At 55.9% G+C, this 21,728-nt stretch carries 11 protein-coding genes; 8 read left to right on the plus strand and 3 right to left on the minus strand.

Annotated elements, in window-relative coordinates:
• Positions 1 to 146 precede the first annotated feature (146 nt).
• The 4 genes from RE6C_RS19560 (at position 147) to RE6C_RS19575 (ending at position 7,179) form a co-directional block, all read left to right on the plus strand.
• Positions 147 to 3,995, plus strand: a complete 3,849-nt coding sequence (locus RE6C_RS19560) for a 3-keto-alpha-glucoside-1,2-lyase-like domain-containing protein (RefSeq protein ID WP_236618356.1) — start codon at positions 147 to 149, stop codon at positions 3,993 to 3,995.
• Positions 3,996 to 3,997: 2 nt separating this feature from the next.
• Positions 3,998 to 5,392 carry a sulfatase family protein gene (locus tag RE6C_RS19565; protein ID WP_039962668.1) on the plus strand — a complete coding sequence of 465 codons (1,395 nt, stop codon included), beginning with the start codon at positions 3,998 to 4,000 and terminating at the stop codon, positions 5,390 to 5,392.
• Positions 5,393 to 5,456: 64 nt separating this feature from the next.
• Positions 5,457 to 6,779 carry a sulfatase family protein gene (locus tag RE6C_RS19570; RefSeq protein ID WP_039962669.1) on the plus strand — a complete coding sequence of 441 codons (1,323 nt, stop codon included), beginning with the start codon at positions 5,457 to 5,459 and terminating at the stop codon, positions 6,777 to 6,779.
• 205 nt (positions 6,780 to 6,984) lie between these two features.
• Positions 6,985 to 7,179: a hypothetical protein gene (locus tag RE6C_RS19575; protein ID WP_037200192.1), complete on the plus strand. Its 195-nt coding sequence runs from the start codon at positions 6,985 to 6,987 to the stop codon at positions 7,177 to 7,179.
• Positions 7,180 to 7,264: 85 nt separating this feature from the next.
• Here the strand turns inward: RE6C_RS19575 and RE6C_RS19580 are convergent, their stop codons facing one another.
• The 3 genes from RE6C_RS19580 to RE6C_RS19590 all read right to left on the minus strand — a co-directional run bounded on the left by RE6C_RS19580 (position 7,265) and on the right by RE6C_RS19590 (position 13,099).
• Complete coding sequence (locus tag RE6C_RS19580; protein WP_039962652.1) at positions 7,265 to 8,497, minus strand: DUF1559 domain-containing protein; 1,233 nt, start codon at positions 8,495 to 8,497, stop codon at positions 7,265 to 7,267.
• 507 nt (positions 8,498 to 9,004) lie between these two features.
• A complete protein-coding gene (locus RE6C_RS19585) occupies positions 9,005 to 10,477 on the minus strand; it encodes a DUF1501 domain-containing protein (protein WP_008659350.1) in 1,473 nt (490 codons plus the stop codon).
• Between the two features lie 6 nt (positions 10,478 to 10,483).
• Positions 10,484 to 13,099: a PSD1 and planctomycete cytochrome C domain-containing protein gene (locus tag RE6C_RS19590; RefSeq protein WP_008659351.1), complete on the minus strand. Its 2,616-nt coding sequence runs from the start codon at positions 13,097 to 13,099 to the stop codon at positions 10,484 to 10,486.
• A 479-nt stretch (positions 13,100 to 13,578) separates the two neighbouring features.
• On the opposite strand from RE6C_RS19590, the gene RE6C_RS19595 reads away from it, so the two are divergent.
• The 4 genes from RE6C_RS19595 to RE6C_RS19610 all read left to right on the plus strand — a co-directional run bounded on the left by RE6C_RS19595 (position 13,579) and on the right by RE6C_RS19610 (position 21,695).
• A complete protein-coding gene (locus tag RE6C_RS19595; protein WP_008659352.1) occupies positions 13,579 to 15,642 on the plus strand; it encodes an ulvan lysase-like protein in 2,064 nt (687 codons plus the stop codon).
• 34 nt (positions 15,643 to 15,676) lie between these two features.
• On the plus strand, positions 15,677 to 16,426 hold the full coding sequence (locus RE6C_RS19600; RefSeq protein ID WP_008659353.1) for an SGNH/GDSL hydrolase family protein: 750 nt from the start codon (positions 15,677 to 15,679) through the stop codon (positions 16,424 to 16,426).
• Positions 16,427 to 16,484: 58 nt separating this feature from the next.
• Entirely contained in the window at positions 16,485 to 17,924 is a 1,440-nt protein-coding gene (locus RE6C_RS19605) for a sulfatase-like hydrolase/transferase (protein ID WP_008659354.1), read from the plus strand.
• Between the two features lie 336 nt (positions 17,925 to 18,260).
• Positions 18,261 to 21,695, plus strand: coding sequence for a glycoside hydrolase family 78 protein (locus RE6C_RS19610; RefSeq protein ID WP_008659355.1), 3,435 nt, complete (start codon positions 18,261 to 18,263; stop codon positions 21,693 to 21,695).
• Positions 21,696 to 21,728: the final 33 nt, after the last annotated feature.

A 21,728-nucleotide genomic window follows, 5' to 3' on the forward strand; every position in this document is an offset into this window, starting at 1 on the left:
CGCAGGCTCCCCGCCTGCATCTTCAACGCATTCAACATGCTCGTTGCATCAGCCCGAGTGAACCGCTCGAGCAAGCTGTTCCATGCGTGACGCGATCGAAAGCGGCGTTTGATCGACATCAAGCCCTGGTCCTATCGAAGGCCAGCTTGGAACGACGCCCAACTTGTTTCCTCCCACCTCTTTGCAAAGCCACCGTGACCTACATCGGATATTTGACACGCGCGTGTCTCGTTCTTTCGTTTGTCTGTTCTCTTTCCGTCCAGGCGGAAGATTCCTTTGAAAACTTGTTCAACGGGAAAGACCTATCTGGATGGGCCGGGAACAATTCCTTTTGGTCCGTTCGCGATGGAGTCATTCATGGCGAAACCACGAAAGAGAATCCAACCAAGGGCAACACATTCTTGGTGTGGCAGGGCGGAGAGGTCGGCGACTTTGTCTTCAAAACCAAAGTCCGTTTTCGCGGCAACAACAGCGGCGTGCAATATCGCAGCGAACTGATCGATCCTAAAGACTTTGTCGTCAAAGGCTATCAAGCGGACCTGCACAAATCGCCCGACTTCTTTGGAATGCTCTACGCGGAAAAATGGCGTGGCATCGTCGCCAAACGATTCCAAAAGGTCGAAGTCGGTGCGGATGGCAAACCCAAGGTGGTCGGCGAGGTCGGTGACCGCTCGCAAAAGCTGGTCGATTGGGAATGGAATGAACTGACGATCATCGCGGTGGGCGATCGGCAAATTCACCAGGTCAACGGCGTCACGACGATGGACCTGACCGACAATCACCCGGAAGCTCGCCGCAGCGGAATTCTAGCGTTGCAGTTGCACGCCGGGCCGTCGATGACTTGTGAGTTCAAAGACGTTCAACTTCAAAAGCTGGATGCCGCGAACGCCAAGTCCGTGTTGAACTCTTACGTGCAAAGTGGAGCTGCCTCCAAAGGCAAGAACGCCAAGAAACCTTCGGCCGCAACCGCGTTTGATTGGGTTGCCAAGTCAACAACACCAAAATGGATTTGGCGTCAGGATCAACCCTCATCCAACGACCCGCTCTATCTGCGGCATCAGTTCGAATTCATGCCCGAGGGATCCAAAGAAGCCATTCGCTCGGCCCGCTTGTATGCCACCTGCGACAACGAAGCGACCGTTTGGATCAATGGCAAACCTGTCGGCGATTGTCCCGATTGGAAGTATCCCATCAAACAACTGGATGCTCGTCAGTTTGTCCGAGCAGGCAAGAATCAAATCGCAGTGAAAGCCGGCAACCGGGGTGGCGTGGCCGCTTTCGTTTTCAAACTCGAAGTCGAAACCGAGGATGGAACCGTTCATCAAGTCATCTCGAGCCCGAACTGGAAACTGGCCAACGCAGCCACCGGTGATTGGAAGACCGCCGCTTACGATGATTCCAAGTGGAACGTTGCCGCCAAGTCGCTGGGCAATTTTGGAAAATCGCCATGGGGAAAACCGGGCGTCGGAACGGACCAGGCATCCGGGGACACTTCATTCAGTGCCGACGAAGTCACGGTGGCCGATGGATTCAAAGTCGAACTCGTTTACCAAGTTCCCAAAGTCCGCCAAGGAAGTTGGGTCTCGTTGACGACCGACGATCAAGGTCGCTTGTACGCCAGTGATCAAGGCGAAGCAGGTTTGTATCGAATCACGCTCGATGAAAGCCATTCCAACGCAACCGGCGAATCAGGCGTCAAGGTTGAGAAGATGCCCGTGAAGGTGTCGGGAGCTCAAGGCATGACCTGGCACGACGGTGCGTTGTATTTCAATCGCGGAAGCAGCCCGATGTATCGCGTCACGGATTCCACCGGCGACGGTTTGCTGGATCACGCCGAAGAATTGTTTGGCACGCATGGTGGCGGAGAACACGGGAACCACGCGGTGATTCCAACCGAGGACGGTGACGCTCTTTATGTTGCCGCGGGCAACCACACGAATCTGCCGGACGAGTCCATCATCGCTGGATCACGCGTCCCGACTTGGAACGAAGACCTGCTATTGCCACGCGAATGGGACGCCAACGGACACGCTCGCGGTCGACTCGCACCCGGCGGTTGGATCACCCGTTTTGATCCAAAGACGAACAAACATGAAGTCACCTCGATGGGGTATCGCAACCAATACGACATCGCACTGAACCGTGCCGGCGACCTGTTCACCTATGACGCTGACATGGAATGGGACCTCGGTTCGCCATGGTACCGCCCAACGCGAATCAACCATGCCGTCAGCGGATCGGACTACGGATGGCGAAGTGGTTCAGGGAAATGGCCAGAGTACTACGAGGATAGCTTGCCAGCCGTCTTGAACATCGGCCCCGGCAGCCCGACCGGTGTGGTCGGCGGCCAAGGAGCCAAGTTCCCCGCCAAGTATCAAGATGCGATCTATGCACTCGATTGGACCTTCGGAACGATCTACGCGATTCACTCGGAACCCGATGGGGCTGGCTGGAAAGCTCACCAAGAAGCGTTTTGTTACGGAGCACCTTTGCCTGTGACCGATGCCATCGTGGGCAAGGACGGTGCGTTGTACTTCACCGTTGGTGGACGTGGCACTCAGTCCGCTCTGTTCCGAATCACGTACGAAGGCGACGACTCGACCGAACCCGTATCGGCCCCGATCCCTGGTGAAGAAGCTCGCCAACAACGCCGAAGCTTGGAAGTCTTCCACGGGAAAGAGCACGCGGACGCAGTCGCCAAGGCATGGCCCCATCTTTCGAGCAACGATCGTTGGCTTCGTTACGCGGCACGAATCGCTGTCGAGTCGCAACCGACCGAGCAATGGGCCGACAAAGTCTTCGACGAATCCAACACGCAAGCCCGGATCACCGGCGCCGTCGCTCTGGCACGGCGCGGGGATGAATCCCATCGGTCCGACTTGGTGAACGCGTTGTTGGACATGAACCCCAGCGAATTGCCCGAACCGCAACTGCTCGGACTGCTGCGAGCCTACGCGTTGACCTTCATTCGGCTTGGTGAACCAACCGCGGAAGAACGCGAACGGGTCATCGAAGAGCTCGATGCCTTGCTTCCGAACAAAAGCAAAGACGTGAACACCGAACTGGTTCGCTTGCTGGTCTATCTGGAATCACCCACGGTGATCGATAAAGCAATCGCCCTGATGACGGACGCGAAACCGACAGTACCCGCTTGGGTGGAAAACGTTGATTTTCAACGCAACCAACGTTACGGTTCGCGAGTCGTGAAGATGCTGGAGAACCAGCCGCCGTCTCACGAAATCAACTACGCGTTCATGCTGCGAAACCTGCGTGATGGTTGGACGATGGACAATCTTCGGGCGTACATCCAGTTCATCAACCAAGCCGCGAAATACAGCGGCGGCAACAGCTACGGCAAGTTCCTCGCGAACTTGCGAGACGAAGTGTTGGGGCATCTCAGTAACGCACAGCGGGAAGAACTTTCCGACATCAGCGGCGAAGACTTCAACCCTGTCCCCGATTTTGAAATCACCGCTCCTAAGGGACCAGGCAAAAAATGGACTTTGGCAGAAGCGAGCAAGCACACCGGCGGTGCCTTGCGTCAGGCCAACTATGAAAGCGGCCGCAATCTTTTCCACGCCGCACAGTGTGCCTCTTGTCACCGGTTCGATGGACTCGGGGGCGACATCGGCCCCGACCTGACAACGGTGAAGAACAAATTCAACGCCAACTACTTGCTCGAATCCATCATCGAACCCAGCAAAGTCATCAGTGATCAATACGGGTCCAAGGTGGTGTTGCTGGAAGACGGTCGCGTGCTGACCGGGTTGATGGTCGAAAATGAGGACCGAATGGAAATCCATCCCGTCAGCAAGGCTGGCGAGACGGTGAAACCAGTCGTCGTGGAACCGGACGAAGTCATCTCAGTCAAAGACTCGCCGATCTCGCAGATGCCGACGGACATGTTGAATTCTTTGAACGCCGAGGAAGTTCGTGATTTGATCGCGTACTTGCTTTCCGGTGGTGACCCCAAAGCCAAGGTGTATGGGCGATAGTGATGAGCAAGCTCAAGAACTGTTTGACTGGACTGGCGATCACGGTTTTCTTCGGTGCTGCGATTGCAACGGCGAAGGACACCGAACGCCAGCCCGACATTGTGGTCTATCTGGCGGACGATTTGTCCGCCTCGGACTTGGCACTGTATGGCGGCACCAACATCGAAACGCCCGCCATCGATCAATTGGCTCAGGAAGGCATGACGTTCGATCGTGCCTTCGTCGCCAGCCCATCGTGTGCCCCGAGTCGGGCCGCGTTGTTGACGGGGTTGATGCCCGCACGAAATGGCGCGGAGGAAAACCACTCGTACCCACACGAGGATGTGTTGAAGCTGCCGGTCGTCTTGAATGAATTGGGCTACCAGACGGTGGCGTTCGGAAAGGTGGCCCACTCGCGAAGTGCACCGGACTATCAGTTCGATACACACGACCGAGCACAGGACATTCCCGCGGTGCGAAAGAACGTCCAGGCGTTTCTCGAAAGCCGAACTGATTCGCGACCGCTGGCGTTGTTTGTTGGAGTGTCCAACCCGCACGTTCCGTGGCCAAGTGAATCCACCGTGGATCCGGAATCCATGTCGCTGCCGGTGAAGCTGCTCGACACGCCACAAACTCGAGTCCAGCGATCTCGCTACCTGCAAGAGGTCAAGGACTTGGACGCCTACCTCGGTGAACTGCGGCAATTGGTTGACGAACACCTGGCCGAAGATCGTTTGTTTCTCTTTTCAAGTGACCACGGGGCTCAGTTCCCATTTGGCAAATGGACGCTCTACGACGAAGGCACACGCATCCCGCTCATCGTTTCTCGCGAAGGAATGATTGAACCTGGTTCACGCACCGACGCGATGGTCAGTTGGGTCGACATCTTGCCAACCTTGATCGAAGTCGGTGGTGGCGAAGTGCCCCAAGGCATCGATGGGAAGTCATTCGCCGGAGTGTTGCAGGATCCATCCAAACGTCATCGCGAGCGAATCTTCACGACGCACAGCGGCGACAAGATGATGAACGTCTACCTGAGCCGCAGCATTCGAACCGACAAGTACAAATTGATCTGGAACCCGCATCCGGAGTTTGCGTTCACGACGCACATCGATTTGTTGCTGCGTGCCACATCGGGGGACTACTTCAAGGAGTGGACCGAGGCGGCCAAGCGTGATCCTCGTGCCGCAGAGGTTGTCGCAAGCCATCACGGACGACCTGAGTTTGAACTGTACGACCTGACCAACGACCCGAACGAAACCGAGAACTTGGCAGACGATCCCAAATCGGCCAACGTTCGATCGCGTCTGCTGGCGGAACTGAAAGATTGGATGCGAACTCAAGGCGACGAACTGACGGTCTTTCACAAACCGCTCATGCTGGACGCTCCCGAAACATGGGTTCCTCGCAAACCATAAACCCTCGCGGCAGATTCAGTCGCGATCGAAAATCACTGCACCTGAGATAATGAAGTTAGAAAGCATGAACTGTATCCGAATCTCCCTCGTTGCCGTGTGTTTGGTGTTGATCGCCGGAGCTTGGCCGGCTGACCAAACGCAGGCCAAACAACCCAACGTTGTTTTCTTGTTGAGCGATGACCAATCGTGGACCGATTATGGGTTCATGGGACATCCGCATATCCAGACACCCAACATCGACCAATTGGCGAAGTCTGGTTTGGTGTATGAGCGAGGTTATGTCACAGCGCCGCTTTGCCGGCCTTCGTTGGCAAGTCTCGCAACCGGTTTGTATCCGCATCAGACCGGAATTCGCGGCAACGATCCCGTGATGCCGACCGCCCTGAACCGCAAAACGAACAAGAAGGTCTTTGCATCGCTGCGGAAGCAAATGACCGCACCGTTGCACCAGCAGCCCTCGTTCATCCGGTCGCTCAAGGACAATGGTTACGCAACTTTGCAAACTGGAAAGTGGTGGGAAGAAAACCCGCTGGATCATGGTTTCACCGACGCCATGACCCACGGCGACGTTTCGCGAGGCGGACGTCACGGCGATGTGGGTTTGCAGATCGGGCGAACCACGATGAAACCGGTGTACGACTTCGTCGATTCCGCCGTGAAGGACGATAAACCTTTCTTCATCTGGTACGGAGTCTTCCTGCCGCACGCACCGCACAACGCTCCCGACCGTTTGGTCAACAAGTACAAAGACATCGCTCCCAATGAACCAACCGCTCGCTACTGGGCCAATGTGGAATGGTTGGACGAAGGTTGCGGGCAGATCATTCAGTACTTGAAAGACAAGGGACTCTACGAAGACACGATTTTTGTCTACACCTGCGACAACGGCTGGGTGCAAAATCCCAACCGGATGAACACGAGCATTCGTTCCAAGCGTGAGCCCGTGGAAGCTGGGATTCGGACGCCGATCATCATCACGCATCCCGGGGCCGTGAAACCTCAGCGAGATTCATCGACGCTTGCCAGCAACATTGATGTCGCTCCCACCATTCTGAAAGCCTGCGGGATTGAGCCTCCCAAGGAAATGTCCGGTTTGGATCTGCGCGATCCCGAGGCACTGCGTCAGCGAAACCGAATCTTCGTGGACGTCTACGACCACGACAGCGATCTTGAACAACTCGATGACATCGACAACGGCTTGCAAGCTCGTGTCGTCATCGACGGATGGGACAAGCTGATCGTCCGACCAAGCGGCAAAGAACTCTACGATCTCCAAGAAGATCCAGATGACAGAAACGATCTCGCCGCACAGGACGCTGACAAAGTCCAACGTCTGTCAAGCATCGTCGATGAATGGCTCGAGAACACGCCAGCCATCGGAAAGTGATCTCCGCGAACACGGCTCCAGATGGTTCATGGTGCATCGTATTCGAGATTGTTTTGAGCCTCAAGAATTTTGCGTTTCGCTTTCGCTACTTCAGCAATAAGAGTTCGCAGGATCGCATCGTGATGCTAGGATTCAAGCGATCAATCATCCCCTTTTCTTTATGAAACCTTTGGTTTGATAATTCGCTTTTCCGCAGAGTAATACGATGAATTTGAGTGTGAAGAAAGTCAGCTGTCTGGCACTAATGATGAGTTGCTTGGGGTGTGGCGGATCACAGCCTGTCAATGTGAAAGACAGCGCAGATGAACAAAGCATCGAAGAGTACAAAGAAATGGTCGCGGCAGAAGAAGCCGCGAACGCTGGCTCGGAAAAGAACGGCGTGAAGCCACCCAAAGAGTGACTCGGGCAACCAGCTCGGTGATACAAAAAACGCCCGGGCAGCAATTGCTGACCGGGCGTTTCCTTTTGCGTGTCGATCAAGTGGATCAGAATTCGCCGTCGATGACTTCGCGTGACGCGCGAGTTCCCAAGGCTCCCCACAAGCCATAAGGGCTTTCGGATCCAGGAGCGTTGTTGAACGCCGCGGTTCCCCATTGATAGACCATACGGTTCGTTTGATTTCCGGCTTCGATCGAATCGGTAATGAACTTGACCGCACCGTCACCCATCAGGATATGAGCACCACCTTGGTGACGACTGGACACCGACATTAGGTTGTTGCGGTTGACGGCACCAGCGGAACAAATCTCCGAATTCGGCGGCCGAACCGTGTGCACCATCGTGAATGTTGGATTGAAGCTCGCCCATCGGTAGCCGCGTCCGGACGTGGCCCCTACTACAGGAGCTTCTGGACGCCAGAATTGAGGCCGTTCGGGATCAAGGTGTTGTTCGCACCAGTTTGGTGTCACGACGATGGTCCAGTGGTTGTTGTTGGTGCTGTACGTGCCACCGGCAGTCAGGCTGGTTCGAGCGTCTTTGTCACCCAAGTCCGTGGTCAGTTCGCCCATGGCAATGGTGTTGGACAATCCGTCGAGCACATCACGAAATTGAGTCAACTTGTGAACAACGAACATGCCACGATGGGCGGCGTTGGTTCGCTGGGAAGTGGCCGAGGTGGCTGCGTATGGCAGAACCGGTGAATCATTCCGCACATACACGAATCCATCACGCATGTAGTCGGTTGAGTCGCCCAGGTTGGCGGCGTAATTGGTCCGTCCCAATGATGGCAACCCCTTGCCAGGATCGCTTGGGCAACGCAGCGTGGGGATGTCGGTTGCCCACGGAACGTAGTCGATGTTTTCAGGTGTTGGTCCCATGGCAGGGAAATCAATTGTGCCGTCGCTGTCAGAGTCGTTCGGGTTGGCAATCAACTCCCAAAGTCCCTGTTGCTCGACAAATGGCATCAATCCAACCAGCATGCTCAGTCGCATGTTGTTACCGGTCGTTGTGTTGACCCAAGGATGAGTGGCAACCGTGGGGTGAGTTCCGCCGCCATGCATTGGCAGTTTGTTGTAGGCGGAATGGTAGTTGTGCAGGGCCAGACCGAGTTGCTTGAAGTTGTTGCTGCAGCTCATCCGTCGAGCGGCTTCGCGGGCGGCTTGGACAGCGGGCAGAAGCAAGCCGACCAGAACTCCGATGATGGCGATGACAACGAGGAGCTCAACCAGCGTGAACCCCACGCGAGTCCCGCGGTGCGGGTGTTGGGAAGTGGATTCCATTGAAGATTCTCAAGAGTGCGATAAGAAAACGGTGATGCCAATGCTCGCTCGAAAGCCAGCGAGGAAATCGTCACCGAATTCATTCCTGAGAATGTTCACACAATTTGCGCAAATTCGTCTGAATTGAAGAGTTTTCCCAGAAATCATTGATGCCATCACCCTCCCGCGAGGCCGAGCAGCATTCTGAGACCGCTTTTCGGCAGATTTCCACGTAGCGCACCTCTCCCGAAACGAAGTTTGGGGAGAGGTTGAGGCTCGGGTATGGGAAACGGCGCGCACTCCCTCCCCGGAATTCTCGCTGAACACTCGCATTCCGACCCTCCCCAACTGCGTTCAGGAGGGTGATTTCAACCTTGTGAGCATGGCACTTCAAAACTGCACGACTTCCGGCACTGGCGGGGTTCTCAAGACAGTACTGGCGCAGCACCTCAAAACGGCACGACTCTCCCCAGCCAGACCTCTTCGATGCCAAGAGGTCGGCTTTACCGGAGAAGCCTTTGAATCGATTTAGGCAATGATCTCTTTGACCACTCGAGCGGGCTCGACTCCGGTCAATTTCTGTTCCAGTCCTTGGAACGGGAATGTGAGCCGTTTGTGGTCGACGCCAAGAAGATGAAGCATCGTGGCATGCAGGTCACGAACATGAACCGGGTCGGCAACGACGTTGTAGCTGAACTCATCCGTCGCACCGTGTCGTATCCCGCCTTTGACGCCGCCGCCTGCCAACAAAGCAGTGAAGCACCTGGGGTGGTGATCGCGACCATAGGTGTCCATGTCCAATTTGCCCTGGCCATAAACCGTTCGGCCGAATTCACCGGCGAAGACCACCAGGGTGTCTTCGAGCAATCCACGTTGCTCGAGATCTTTCAGCAGCGCTGTGGTCGGTTGGTCAACATCCTGGCACTGCCCAGGTAAGTTCGCCGGCAACTTCGAATGATGATCCCACCCGCGATGGAATAACTGGATGAAGCGAACATCACGTTCTGCCATCCGACGGGCCAGCAAACAGTTGCGGGCGTAAGAACCCGGGTTGTTCACTTCTTCGCCGTACATCGCCAGTGTCTCAGGAGACTCGTCGGAGATGTCCGTCAGTTCGGGGACCGACGTTTGCATCCGAAACGCCATCTCTTGTTGAGCGATGGTTGTTTCGATTTCGGGGTCACCGATCTCACCGAAGTGTTTGCGGTTGAGGTCGCCAAGCGAATCGAGCATGCGCCGCCGAATCGCTGGATCAATGCCGCTGGGGTTGGAAAGAAACAGGACCGGATCGCCCGACGTTTGGAAGCTGGTGCCCTGGTGCTTGGACGGCAAGAAACCGCTGCCCCAAAGGCGCGAGTACAACGCTTGCACGTTGACCTTGCCGCTCCAGTGAGCCGATGGCATCACGATGTAGTCTGGTAAGTCCTTGTTGAGGGTTCCCAATCCGTAGCTCAACCACGCTCCCATGCTTGGTTTGCCTGGCAGTTCCGTACCGGTGCAGAACGCGGTTTTACCGGGGTCGTGATTGATCGATTCGGTGTGCATCGAATCAATGAAGCATAACTTGTCGACTTGCGTCGAAAGGTGCGGCAACAGATCGCTCATCCACATGCCGCTTTCGCCTTGTTGCGAAAAACCAAAGCGACTGGGGACGATCAGTTGTTCTTTGCCACGTGTCATGGCGGTCACACGCTGGCCTTGGCTGACCGATGGCGGCAACGGTTGATTGAACTGTTTGACCAGTTCCGGCTTGTAATCGAACAAGTCGATTTGGCTGGGGGCTCCCGCCATGAACAAGAAGATCACGCGTTTTGCTTTGGGAGCAAAGTGGCAACCCGTCGGGATATCGGATGGTGCACCGGACGCGGCGCTGGGGGCCGCGGCGCTTGCGAGCTTTGGTCCCAAGACCAACGATGCGAGCGCTGTCGTCCCCAGTCCCATGCCGGCATTGGCCAAGAACCGACGACGATTTTCGCTTGTCGAGGTGATGTGATTATGCATGGCGATTCAATCTTTGGTCTTGGTGATATCGAGGTTGTAGAGCGTGTTGCACAGTACCGTCCAAGCGGCGAGTTCAACTTTGTCTTGAGGCGAGTCGACGAACACTCCCTCGCACAAATCGTCAACCAGTTTGGGTGAGCTGGCGTATTCGTCACGCAGATCGTTCAACAGCGTTTGAAGAACGTCGACCTCTTTCGAATCTGGGAGTTTGGCCGTGACGGTTTCATAGGCGAACAAGATTCGGTCCTCGGCAGGTTCAGCCAAGGTGGACTGAGCCAATTGCCCGGCAGCACGAAGGTATTCACTTTCGTTGAGCAGCAACAAAGCCTGGGTCGGCGTGTTGGTTCTTTCGCGGCGAGCAATGCAAGCGTCACGATTGGGTGCGTTGAGGATGGTCATTTGCGGTGGCGGCATCGCACGTTTCCAGAACGTGTAGATGCTGCGGCGATAGATCGATTCGCCCTGGTCGGGCCGGAAACGTTCGCCCGTCATCGAAACCGCTTTCCACAACCCGTCCGGCTGCGGCGGTTTGACACTCGGTCCGTGCATTCGCGTGGACAGCAGTCCGCTCGAAAACAGGATTTGATCGCGGATCATTTCGGCATCCAACCGATAGCGTGGGCCGCGACTGAGCAGCCGATTTTCCGCGTCCGCTTTGAATTCATCCGGAGTGGCTCGCGAAGATTGGCGGTACGTTTTGCTCATCACGATTCGCTTGAGCAACGCTTTGACATCCCATCCTGACTCGACAAACGACACCGCCAATTCATCCAACAATTCAGGATGGCTTGGGACCTCGCCTTGGTTGCCGAAGTCCTCGGACGTCTTGACCAGCCCGACGCCGAAAAAGAGTTGCCAGAAACGGTTCACCGCCACGCGTGCGGTCAGCGGGTTTTCAGGAGACACCATCCAATCGGCCAAATCCATGCGGGACGGTGTTTCAGATTGGGGCTCCAGCGGCGGAAGGAATCCTGGGACGCCGCGTTGGACTTCTTCCCCGGGAGCGTCGTACTGCCCGCGAATCAGAACGAACGTCTTTCGGACCTCGTCGCGTTCCTTCATCACCATCGCTTTTTCGACACCATGTTCGACGGCGATTCTTTCACGCTGAGTCTTTGCACGTTGTTTTTGCGACTTTGCCAGCGATAACCTCAACTGACCGAGTTCGTTTTCGAGCGATTCTTTCAGAGCGTCCCACGCTCGGATTGTCTTCAGGCGAGCCTCTTCTTCAGGCGTCATCGCTTCCGCCACATCGCTTTCCGCCAACTCGTCGTCGGACTCTTCTTCCTCAGGCTCAATTTCTTTGATTTGCTGAAGCTGCTTGGTGATTTGGTTCGCTCGCTCATTACGAGGAGCGATTTGTTGATCGAGCTTTATCAGTTCTGCATCTAGGCGACTTAGTTCCGCCCGCTGAGCATCGGTGGGGAATCGCACGAAAGGCTCTTGGAAACCATCCACCACTTGTCGCGGGTTGGTTTCGGGTTCGGCATCGATGTTGTTGAAAAACGCGTACAGCGAGAAAAAGTCTTTCTGTGTGATGGGATCAAACTTGTGGTCGTGGCACTGTGCGCACTGAACCGTCAGTCCCATGAATGCGGTGCCGACGGCGGTGACGCGATCCAACACATTTTTGACGTGACTTTCTTCCGGCAATGCGGTTCCGCGATCGATGATCAAGTGCAACCGATTGAATCCGGATGCGATGAGTTGGTCTTTCGTCGGCTGAGGGTATAAATCGCCAGCGATCTGGTCTCGAACAAAGTCGTCGTACGGAAGGTTGTCGTTGAAAGACCGAATCACCCAATCGCGATAGGCGACGTGGTTGCGATAGAAGTCTTTGTGCATCCCGTTCGTGTCAGCGAAACGCACCAGGTCCAGCCAGTGGCGGGCGATGTGTTCGCCGAATTGAGGACGCGAAAGCAGGTCGTCGATCAATTCTTCCCACGCCAATTCGGGCGAGTTGGCGTAGGCCGATTCAAAGTGGCGGATCGCTTCTCGGCTGGGTGGCAGCCCCGTCAGATCGAAAGTGACTCGTCGCAGCAAAGTTCTCGCGTCGGCTTCTTCTGATGGGCGACGCTGCTGCGACTCAAGCTTTCGAAGCACAAACTGATCGACCGTTTGTGCACTCCACTCAGCATTTTGAGTCACCGGTGGTTGTGGCCGTTCAGGGACTTGAAAAGCCCAGAAGTCTTCGTAAACGGCACCACTTTCGATCCATCGCCGAATCAGCTCCGTCTCTTCTTCGTTGAACGGCTTCAAGTGTGAATCCGGCGGCGGCATCAACATCGATTCATCATCGGCAGTGATCCGGTGCCAAACTTCACTGTCCTCCACCGAGTGAGGTTCGATCGCGTATCCAATCGCCCCCTCATCTCCATCGGGCTGGTCCAGTCGCAAACTTCCCTCTCGCGAACCGGCGTCTGGACCGTGGCAGGCGAAGCATCGATTCGAAAGCAACGGCCGGATGTCGCGACTGAACGAGACCGGTGACTCGTCCGCGACGGAAACCGATTCGGTATCCTCGCTCTTGCGATCGACGTCCTCAGCATGCGAGCGAATTGGCGCGAGCGAACCGAGAACCGTGGTGCAAAGGGCGGCGGCCAGCATCAAGACGGGTGGCATGCACGTCTCGCGGGCGAACCGATTTGGGAGATAGCCCCGTTGGAATGGCATAGGTGTTGATCAGCGTTCGGCGGCAGGGTGGTAGGCGGGATTCGATCAGTGTAGATCGAACGGGATCATTTGAAAGCACAGCGGCAAGTCTCGATGGAGTCCGAGTTCGCACGATGCCTCTGTGATTCTCCCGGCGAAAGATCCCATTTTTGCAATCCAATTTCCTATGACGTTTCACTTTTCGGAAATTTGCGTGGGTTTTCGCGAAAACAACGCAACAGGTCGCGTCCATGTCAGGATGTAAGTGTCGAGTTTCAGTCGTTACTCATCGTTATTCGTTCATCCCTGAGTCAACGCATTTTCGGCACCGTGCTTCCTTGGTACCCACCTGATCAGACTCGGTACCCACCTGATCAGAATGGCCTGCAGCCATTGGCCATCTACACTCCCCACTCCCCTTCCCCAATGAACGATACAAAGACCACTCCATGGATCGACGTGAATTTGCCGGAATGACCTCGCTCGGCATCCTTGGCGGACTGGTAAGTGCGAACAAGTTGCTGGGGACGCGTCCCCTCTTGGCGAGTGGCCCGGATGCTGCGTCACAGAACCGATTGCCCGAACAAGATCATTCGGATATGCGATCGCTGGCGAAGTCTTTGCTGGTGGATTGGTGCGATGGCATGATCCGCCGCCAAACCGTTGCCCCTGATGATCCGTCCGCGCACGGTGCTCTCCAATGTGACTCCTGTAGTCACATCCATGGTCGATGCAGCGACGCCTTGTACCCGTTTCTTTACTTGGCTAATGCGACCGGCCAACAGAAGTACTTGGACGCGGCACGGAATGTTTACGCGTGGGCGGAAAACAACGTCAGTCGAGAAGATGGTAGCTGGACCAACGATATCAACCCTCGTTCTTGGCGCGGGACCACCATCTTTGGCGCCATCGCGTTGGCCGAAGCACTGCACTACCACGGTGAAGTCCTAGATGCCGACGAAAAGCGTGCCTGGGAACAACGCTTGGACGAAGCAGCCGGCGGGTACTTGTTCAGCGACTTTCGAAAAATTGATTTCACAAATCTGAATTACGGCATGACGGCCGTCTACGGCTTTCATTTGTTCGGCCGCGTATTGAACCATGCCAAGTACACCGAACGCAGCCAGCAGCTCGCGGTCCGAGTCAAAGAGTTTTTCACCGAACCGAACAAGCTGCTCTGGGGAGAGGGAAAGCCCAACGACAATAGAAGCGGTCGTGGACTGCTGCCGGTGGATCTTGGTTACAACGTGGAAGAGTCACTCAATGGCGTGGTGCTTTACGCCTTAGAAGTCGGTGATGAATCGCTGCTGGATTTGTTGACTCAGTCGATGAATGGGCACCTGGAATTCATGCTGCCCGATGGTGCCTGGGACAACAGTTGGGGAACTCGTTCAGCCAAATGGTCTTATTGGGGCAGTCGAACCGCGGATGGATGCCAACCCGCGTTCGCATTGATGGCTGATCGCAATCCAGCATTCGAAACCGCCGCGATCAAAAATGCGGAACTGCTGAAACGATGCACGGCAGACGGCCTGCTGCACGGCGGTCCTCACTACGTCTCTCACGGGGTCAAACCCTGCATCCACCACACCTTCGCACACGCCAAAGCGATGGCTTTGGTGCTAGACAAGACGCAGCCGACGGCGACGAAACACGAACTGAAACCGTTGCCTCGAGTGACGTCGGATGGTGTCAAGCACTTCGCCGAACTGGATGTTTGGTTGGCAGCAAAAGGCCCATGGCGAGCAACCGTGTCGGCGTATGACTCCATCTACAAAACCAAATCGGCCGATCACATCCAGCAACCCACTGGCGGCTCGCTCGCGGTCCTTCATCACGCCCAAGTCGGCACGTTGCTGGCATCCAGCATGGCTCGTTACATCCAAGTCGAACCGCTGAATCAACAACCGCAACCCGGGGAGGACTTCCCGCTCACGACTCGATTGGAACGACGCAACGAAGGGGGATGGTTCACGAATCTGTACGACCTCAAAGCCAACGTGACCTCCAATGCAACGGATGACCAAGTCCGATTCGACGTCACAACGACGCTCCAGGACGAAGACCGGCAAATCGACGACGAGTCAAATTCCCAGTGCCAGTTGAGCTATCGCATTGAACGTGAACGCGTGCTGCTCACCGCCTCACCAGCCCAATCCGATCGCCAAGCAAATGCGTTTGCTTTGATCGTTCCCATCGTTTCACCGACTGGCGAAACGGTCCGGAGAGTATCCAAGAACCAGATTGAGATCGAAAAGCCGGAGGGCACAGTCGTCTGCAAGTGCAATGTGCCGTTTGCAATCCACGGTGGTGCCCAGTCCAGTGGTGCACAGTCCAGTGGTGCCCAGTCCAGTGGTGCCCAGTCCAGTGGTGCCCAGTCCAGTGGTGCCCAGTCCAGTGGTGCCCAGTCGCGGGTTTTCAACATGGTGCCTGGAATGGAAGCGGTGCCTCTGGTTGTGGAGTATCCTGGCGGAAACGTCAGCGAAATCCAGTTTGAGATTTCGGTTTCGTAGACTCGACCTCCATCCTTTGCCTTTCCGTGGTTCCATGCAGATTCTTGTTCGTGCGTTGTTTGTCTTGACACTGGTTGCCTTCGCAAAAGGAGTTCCCTGCCAAGCCAAAGATGCAGCGACACCGCCGGCTGAGAAAGTCCAGCCCGCGGAAGCCAACCCTTTCGCTGATCTGAAGCAACAGCTCAAACAGACTTGGCCGAACAACCGCTTGGTTCGATTTGTCTTTCACGGGCATTCCGTCCCCGCCGGGTATTTCCGTACGCCGATTGTTCGGCGTTTTGATTCGTACCCGGTGCTCTTTCACCAAGAACTGTGCGAGCGTTATCCAACCGCGGTGATCGATGTTTGCAACACCGCGATCGGAGGCGAGAATTCGGTCAGTGGGGCCAAGCGATTCGCGGACGATGTGTTGACGTTGAAGCCCGACGTTATCTTCATCGACTACTGTTTGAATGATCGTCGCGTCGGCTTGGAAACCGCTCAGGATTGCTGGCGAGAGATGATCAAGCAGGCGGTGGCAAAAGACGTCATGGTTGTCTTACTGACACCGACTCCTGATTCCAAAGAAGACATTTTGGATCCCGACTCGCCTCTCGCGAAACATGCCGAATCGATCCGGCAGTTGGCTGGTGAGTTCAACCTGCCGCTGGTGGATTCCTACTCGGAATTTCAACGTTTGGTCGGGGAAGGCGATGATGTCACGGACTATCTCTCGCAGTCCAACCATCCCAACCGAGCCGGTCATCAAGTCGTGGCTGATCAGATTCTCGCGTTGTTCGAGTGACGCAAGTGGACCGCCACTTTCGCGTGGTTCAGAACACGATTCCCAACACTTCCCCGGAATGATGATGTCGCATCGAGCTCACTGGCAGTCGGTTTTATTGGCATGGGCCATGGCGTTTTTCGCATGCATGCCGTCGTCCGCCACGGCCGATGATGCTGGTGCCGAACCGCCGAACATTGTCTTGATCTTGGCGGATGACCTGGGCTTCAATCAAATCGGAGCGTACGGCAACACCCCGATTCAAACACCTCATCTGGATCGACTCGCCGCCAACGGAATCCGGTTCACGCAGGCCTATTCAGGCAATACGGTTTGCTCGCCATCCCGCGTGTCGTTGTTCACCGGTCGCGATGGACGATTGATGGACAACAATTCCAACACGGTCCAACTGAAAGACATCGACGTCACGATTGCTCATGTGTTGAAGCACGCCGGTTACGACACGGCATTGTTTGGCAAGTATTCCATCGGTTCGCAGATGGGAGTGACGGATCCATTGGCGATGGGGTTTGATACCTGGTACGGCATGTACTCGATTTTGGAAGGGCACCGGCAATACCCAACCATTTTGTGGCGTGACGGCAAGAAGATTCGAATCGAGGAAAACGAGGGCGGAAAGAAGGGGGCGTACGCACAAGCTTTGTTCACCAACGAAGCGATCCAGTACATCGAACAAGATCACAAGAATCCGTTCTTTGTGCTTCTGGCGTACTCGTCGCCTCACGCTGAACTGGCCGCGCCAGCCGAGTTTGTCGAACGCTACAAGGATGCGTTTCCCGAGACTCGCTATGGCGGCATGTCCAATGGAACCGCGTCAGACAAATACGCTTGGTATTACCCCGAGCCTGTTGAACGCCCGCATGCGACGTTGGCCGGTATGGTGACGGCACTTGATGCATACGTTGGCCAGATCTACCAAACGCTGAAATCCAAAGGCGTCGCGGACAACACGTTGATCCTTTTTACTTCGGACAACGGACCGCACGATGAAGGCGGTGGTGACCCGACGTTCTTTCGTGCTTCGGAACCCTACAAAGGGATGAAGCGTGACTTGTACGATGGCGGCATTCACGTGCCCATGATCGCCCACTGGCCCGCTGCCATCCAGTCTCCACGAGTGGACGATACGCCGTGGGCATTCGCCGATGTGCTGCCAACCTTCGCTGAGATCGCAGGCGTGTCCCTGGACATCGTTCCGCGAATCAAGACGAACGGAGTGTCCGTGCTACCGCGTCTTCGCGACGATCCACGACCGTTGCCCGATCGGACTCTGTACTGGGAGTTTGGCAAGCAAGCCGGAGATCCAAATTCCGGAGTGGTCGGCGAAGTCTACCAAGCGGCCCGTCGCGGTAAATGGAAAGCCGTTCGGTACGACATCGAGGGGCCCATCGAGCTGTACGACTTGGATTCCGATCCCGGTGAAACAGTGAACTTGGCAGCCGACAAGCGAGACCTGCGAGAAGAATTCACCGCGTTGTTCGAAGCCAACAAAGACTGAGAATCAACGCTCCACAGCGACGCCGTTCAGGCGTACGCGAGGGTGAGGGCCGAGCATGGGAAACGGCTCGCACTTCCTGGCCAGACCGCTTCTCTATGGACTTGGCACGATCGTGCTGGTTGTTTGCGCAATCGCAAAGGTTTGCCGCACAGCCTCGAGCTAGATTGGGGCTGTTCTGGTGACGCTAGTGCGCCGGACGAAGGTTTTCACATCCCTTAGCTGGGTCTCGCGTGAATAAGGGGGGCTGGCAAGATCAACGCCAGTCAGCACTGTTTCTCGTCGATTTGACGCGGCAGAGGGCGTTTTGCTGAGCTTCCCCCCATCCCGGTTTGACCATTGAAGACGCTCCTATCCTTCCTGTTTTTCGCGGCAACCACTGTCGCCGCCGCAGCATCCGTTTCCGCTCTCGAGCCGCAGCGTCTGCGGTGCGAGTACCTCGAGAATCCGACCGGGATCGACATCACTCAGCCTCGGCTGAGCTGGCAGGTCACGTCGAATCAACGGGGACAATCGCAGGCCGCGTATCGGTTGCTCGTCGCCTCTTCGGAAACGCAGCTTGGATCCAACGTCGGTGACCTTTGGGATTCCGGCAAGGTGAAATCCGATCAAACACTGTTCGTCGAGTATGCGGGCAGCCGGCTTCCGAGTCGCCAAGAATGCTATTGGAAAGTCCAGGTCTGGGATGGGGCCGGCAACGCGACTTGGAGTGATGTCGCCTCATGGTCGATGGGGTTGCTCGACGAAAGTGATTGGTCCGCCGAATACATCAGCTATCGCGACGACTCGCCGGTCCACACCGATCTTTCAACGCTTCACTTGCCAGCGGCGCGTCAGTACCGAAAAGAGTTCTCGGCGTCCAAGTCGATCAAACGTGCCACCGTCTACGCAACCGCACTCGGCATCTATGAACTGCATCTGAACGGGCAACGTGTTGGCGATGCCAGCTTCGCTCCTGGTTGGACGGACTATCACAAGCGTGCGTACTACAACACGCACGATGTCACTGACTTGGTTCGCGAAGGCGACAACGCGATCGGTGCTTGGGTCGCCGACGGTTGGTACAGCGGCTATGTGGGGTTTGGATTGTTGACCGGGATGGGACCGGAAAAGAACGGCCGATCAGTTTACGGAAAGACTCCCTCGTTCATGTCGCAACTCGAGATCGAATTCGAAGACGGTACCAAACAAACCATTGGCACCGACACGACTTGGAAGGTGACCGGCGAAGGCCCGATCCAAGAGGCGGACCTCTTGATGGGCGAAGCCTACGACGCACGTCGCGAAATGGTTGGTTGGTCCAAACCCGGGTTTGAGGATGGACAGTGGGACGACGCGATTTTGGCGAAGCAGAATGGTGAGGTGACGGCAACGTTCTACGAGTTTCGAAATCCGACCACGGCAGGTACCGGGGTGAAGAAGGTCGGAGAGCAACGCGACTTTGGTTTCAAACGGCCAAAGTTGGAAGCGTTTCCCGGAGTGCCGGTTCGTATCACTCAAGAGATCACCGCCAAAACGGTATCGGAATTGGAACCGGATACGTTTGTCTTCGACCTCGGACAGAACTTTGCCGGAACGATTCGTCTGAAAGTCAAAGGACGCGAAGGCGAGCGGATTCAACTGCGTTACGGAGAGATGTTGCATCCCGATGGTCGCTTGATGACCGAGAACCTTCGCAAAGCAAGAGCGACGGACTACTACACCTGCAAAGGTGATCCCGACGGAGAGGTCTACCAACCACGATTCACCTTCCATGGCTTTCAGTTCGTGGAAGTGAAGCGTTTGTCAGATTCGAATGAAAACGCAGGCGGTGCATCTGCCGAGGCGTCCGGTGGGACACCTCCATTGGACATGGTCACCGGTTTGGTGCTGCACAGCGACACACCCATGGCGAGCACGTTTGAATGCAGTGACTCGATGGTCAACCAGCTTTTCAAAAATGTGGTTTGGACCCAACGAGCCAACTTCCTCGATTTGCCCACCGATTGCCCGCAACGCGATGAGCGGATGGGATGGACGGGTGACGCTCAGGCTTACGTCGCGACCGCGGCTTACAACGCAGACATCGGCGCGTTCTACACCAAGTGGCTTCGAGAATTGATGGAGTCACAACGCCCCAGTGGTGCTTTCCCCGGCTACGCTCCGTATCCCTTTCAGCATGGATGGGACTTCGGAACGGCCTGGGCGGACGCGGGGGTCATTTGCCCGTGGACGATCTGGCAGTTCTACGGTGACACCCGAGTCATCGATGACTGCTGGGAACCGATGACTCGTTTCATGCAGTGGCGCAAAGAGACCAGCGTGGACAACCTTGGCGTGTCACACGGAAACGCATGGGGCGATTGGTTATCTCAAGGCGAAGAAACACCGCTCGACTACATCGACAGCGTGTACTTTGCGATCTCGGCACAAATGATGGCTGAGATGGCGGAAGCAACTGGTCGCGATGAAGAAGCCAAGCTCTACCGCGAGCAACGTGCCGTAACGCAAGCCGCTTTTCAGGCGAAGTACTTGAACGAAGATGGCAGCATCAACGTCCGGACTCAAACCGCTCAAGCCCTGGCGTTGTTTGCGGATCTGGTGCCCGCGGATCAACGCGAAGCGACTGGGAAATACCTGGCCAAACGGCTGGCGGAAAACGGCAATCACATGGCGACCGGTTTCCTCGGCACACGACCATTGCTGCCCGTTCTATCAGGATCGGGACAGCATGATCTGGCGACGTTCCTATTGCAGTCTCGCGAATTTCCATCTTGGGGTTATGAGATCTCCAATGGTGCAACCACGATTTGGGAACGATGGGACAGCTACACCAAAGAGGATGCGTTTGGCCGGCACAACGCGGCGATGAACTCGTTCTCTCACTACGCTTTCGGCGCGGTTTGCGAATGGATGTTTGCGACGCTGGCAGGAATCCAGTCCGACGGTCCAGGATTCAAGCGGATCGTGATCCGGCCGACCCCGCCGTCACCTGGAAGCAACGCGATGCACGAACCAATCAACTGGGTGAAGGCATCGTACGATTCCATTCGCGGAACGATTCGCAGTGAGTGGAAAGTGTCGGACGGCAAGTTTCATTTGAACGTCACGATCCCGGCCAACACCACGGCAACCATCTACCTTCCGACAAGCGATACCAACAGCATCACCGAGAGCGGCAACGCTCTGTCGGACACAGCGAACGTCAGCATCCTTCGGCAAGAAAGCAGCGTGGTTGCGTTGACCGTCGAATCGGGCAGCTATGAGTTTTCGGCGTCCAGCGGAATCGTACCAGCAAAGGTTCCGCTGAAATCATCGGCCCCCAAAGACAACTCCATCAATCCAGGCGAAATCGATCTGACCGGTGCGACAAAACTAGAGTCGTGGGACTTCCGAGACCCGCAGGATTTGGCGAAATGGGGCGAGCGAAAAAGTCTCCAAATCGAACAGCGAAATGGCGAGGCTTATCTGGTTGCAACCGGCGACGATTCGCAGATGGCAGTCCGATTGAGCGAGCCACTCGAAGGCAAGCTGGTCATCGAATTGCGAGCAATGCCCTCACAGAATTTGACCAGCCAATTTTACTGGGCAATTCCCGGCCGAGGTTTCAACGGTCAGCAACAAACCAAGCGGTTGCTTCGACAATCGGACACGGTGAACGACTATCTTTTCGCAATTCCCGATGGACTGACCGTGGGGAAACTTCGCTTTGATCCCTTCGCGACTTACGATAAATACGCCAACGCCGGCGAGATGATGATCGAATCGATCTCGATCTATCAATTGGCCGATTGATGGCCGGGCGTTTTCCCCACGGCCAAATCATCC

It is taken from the genome of Rhodopirellula europaea 6C (assembly GCF_000338295.1).
Classification (GTDB): Bacteria; Planctomycetota; Planctomycetia; order Pirellulales; family Pirellulaceae; genus Rhodopirellula; species Rhodopirellula europaea.

What these genes read in the sequence shown, in the direction of transcription:
- RE6C_RS19565 (WP_039962668.1), top strand. Translation starts at nt 3,998, where the DNA reads ATGAGCAAGCTCAAGAACTGTTTGACTGGACTGGCGATCACGGTTTTC.
- RE6C_RS19570 (WP_039962669.1), top strand. Translation starts at nt 5,457, where the DNA reads ATGAACTGTATCCGAATCTCCCTCGTTGCCGTGTGTTTGGTGTTGATC.
- RE6C_RS19575 (WP_037200192.1), top strand. Translation starts at nt 6,985, where the DNA reads ATGAATTTGAGTGTGAAGAAAGTCAGCTGTCTGGCACTAATGATGAGT.
- RE6C_RS19580 (WP_039962652.1), bottom strand. Translation starts at nt 8,497, where the DNA reads ATGGAATCCACTTCCCAACACCCGCACCGCGGGACTCGCGTGGGGTTC.
- RE6C_RS19585 (WP_008659350.1), bottom strand. Translation starts at nt 10,477, where the DNA reads ATGCATAATCACATCACCTCGACAAGCGAAAATCGTCGTCGGTTCTTG.
- RE6C_RS19590 (WP_008659351.1), bottom strand. Translation starts at nt 13,099, where the DNA reads ATGCCACCCGTCTTGATGCTGGCCGCCGCCCTTTGCACCACGGTTCTC.
- RE6C_RS19595 (WP_008659352.1), top strand. Translation starts at nt 13,579, where the DNA reads ATGGATCGACGTGAATTTGCCGGAATGACCTCGCTCGGCATCCTTGGC.
- RE6C_RS19600 (WP_008659353.1), top strand. Translation starts at nt 15,677, where the DNA reads ATGCAGATTCTTGTTCGTGCGTTGTTTGTCTTGACACTGGTTGCCTTC.
- RE6C_RS19605 (WP_008659354.1), top strand. Translation starts at nt 16,485, where the DNA reads ATGATGATGTCGCATCGAGCTCACTGGCAGTCGGTTTTATTGGCATGG.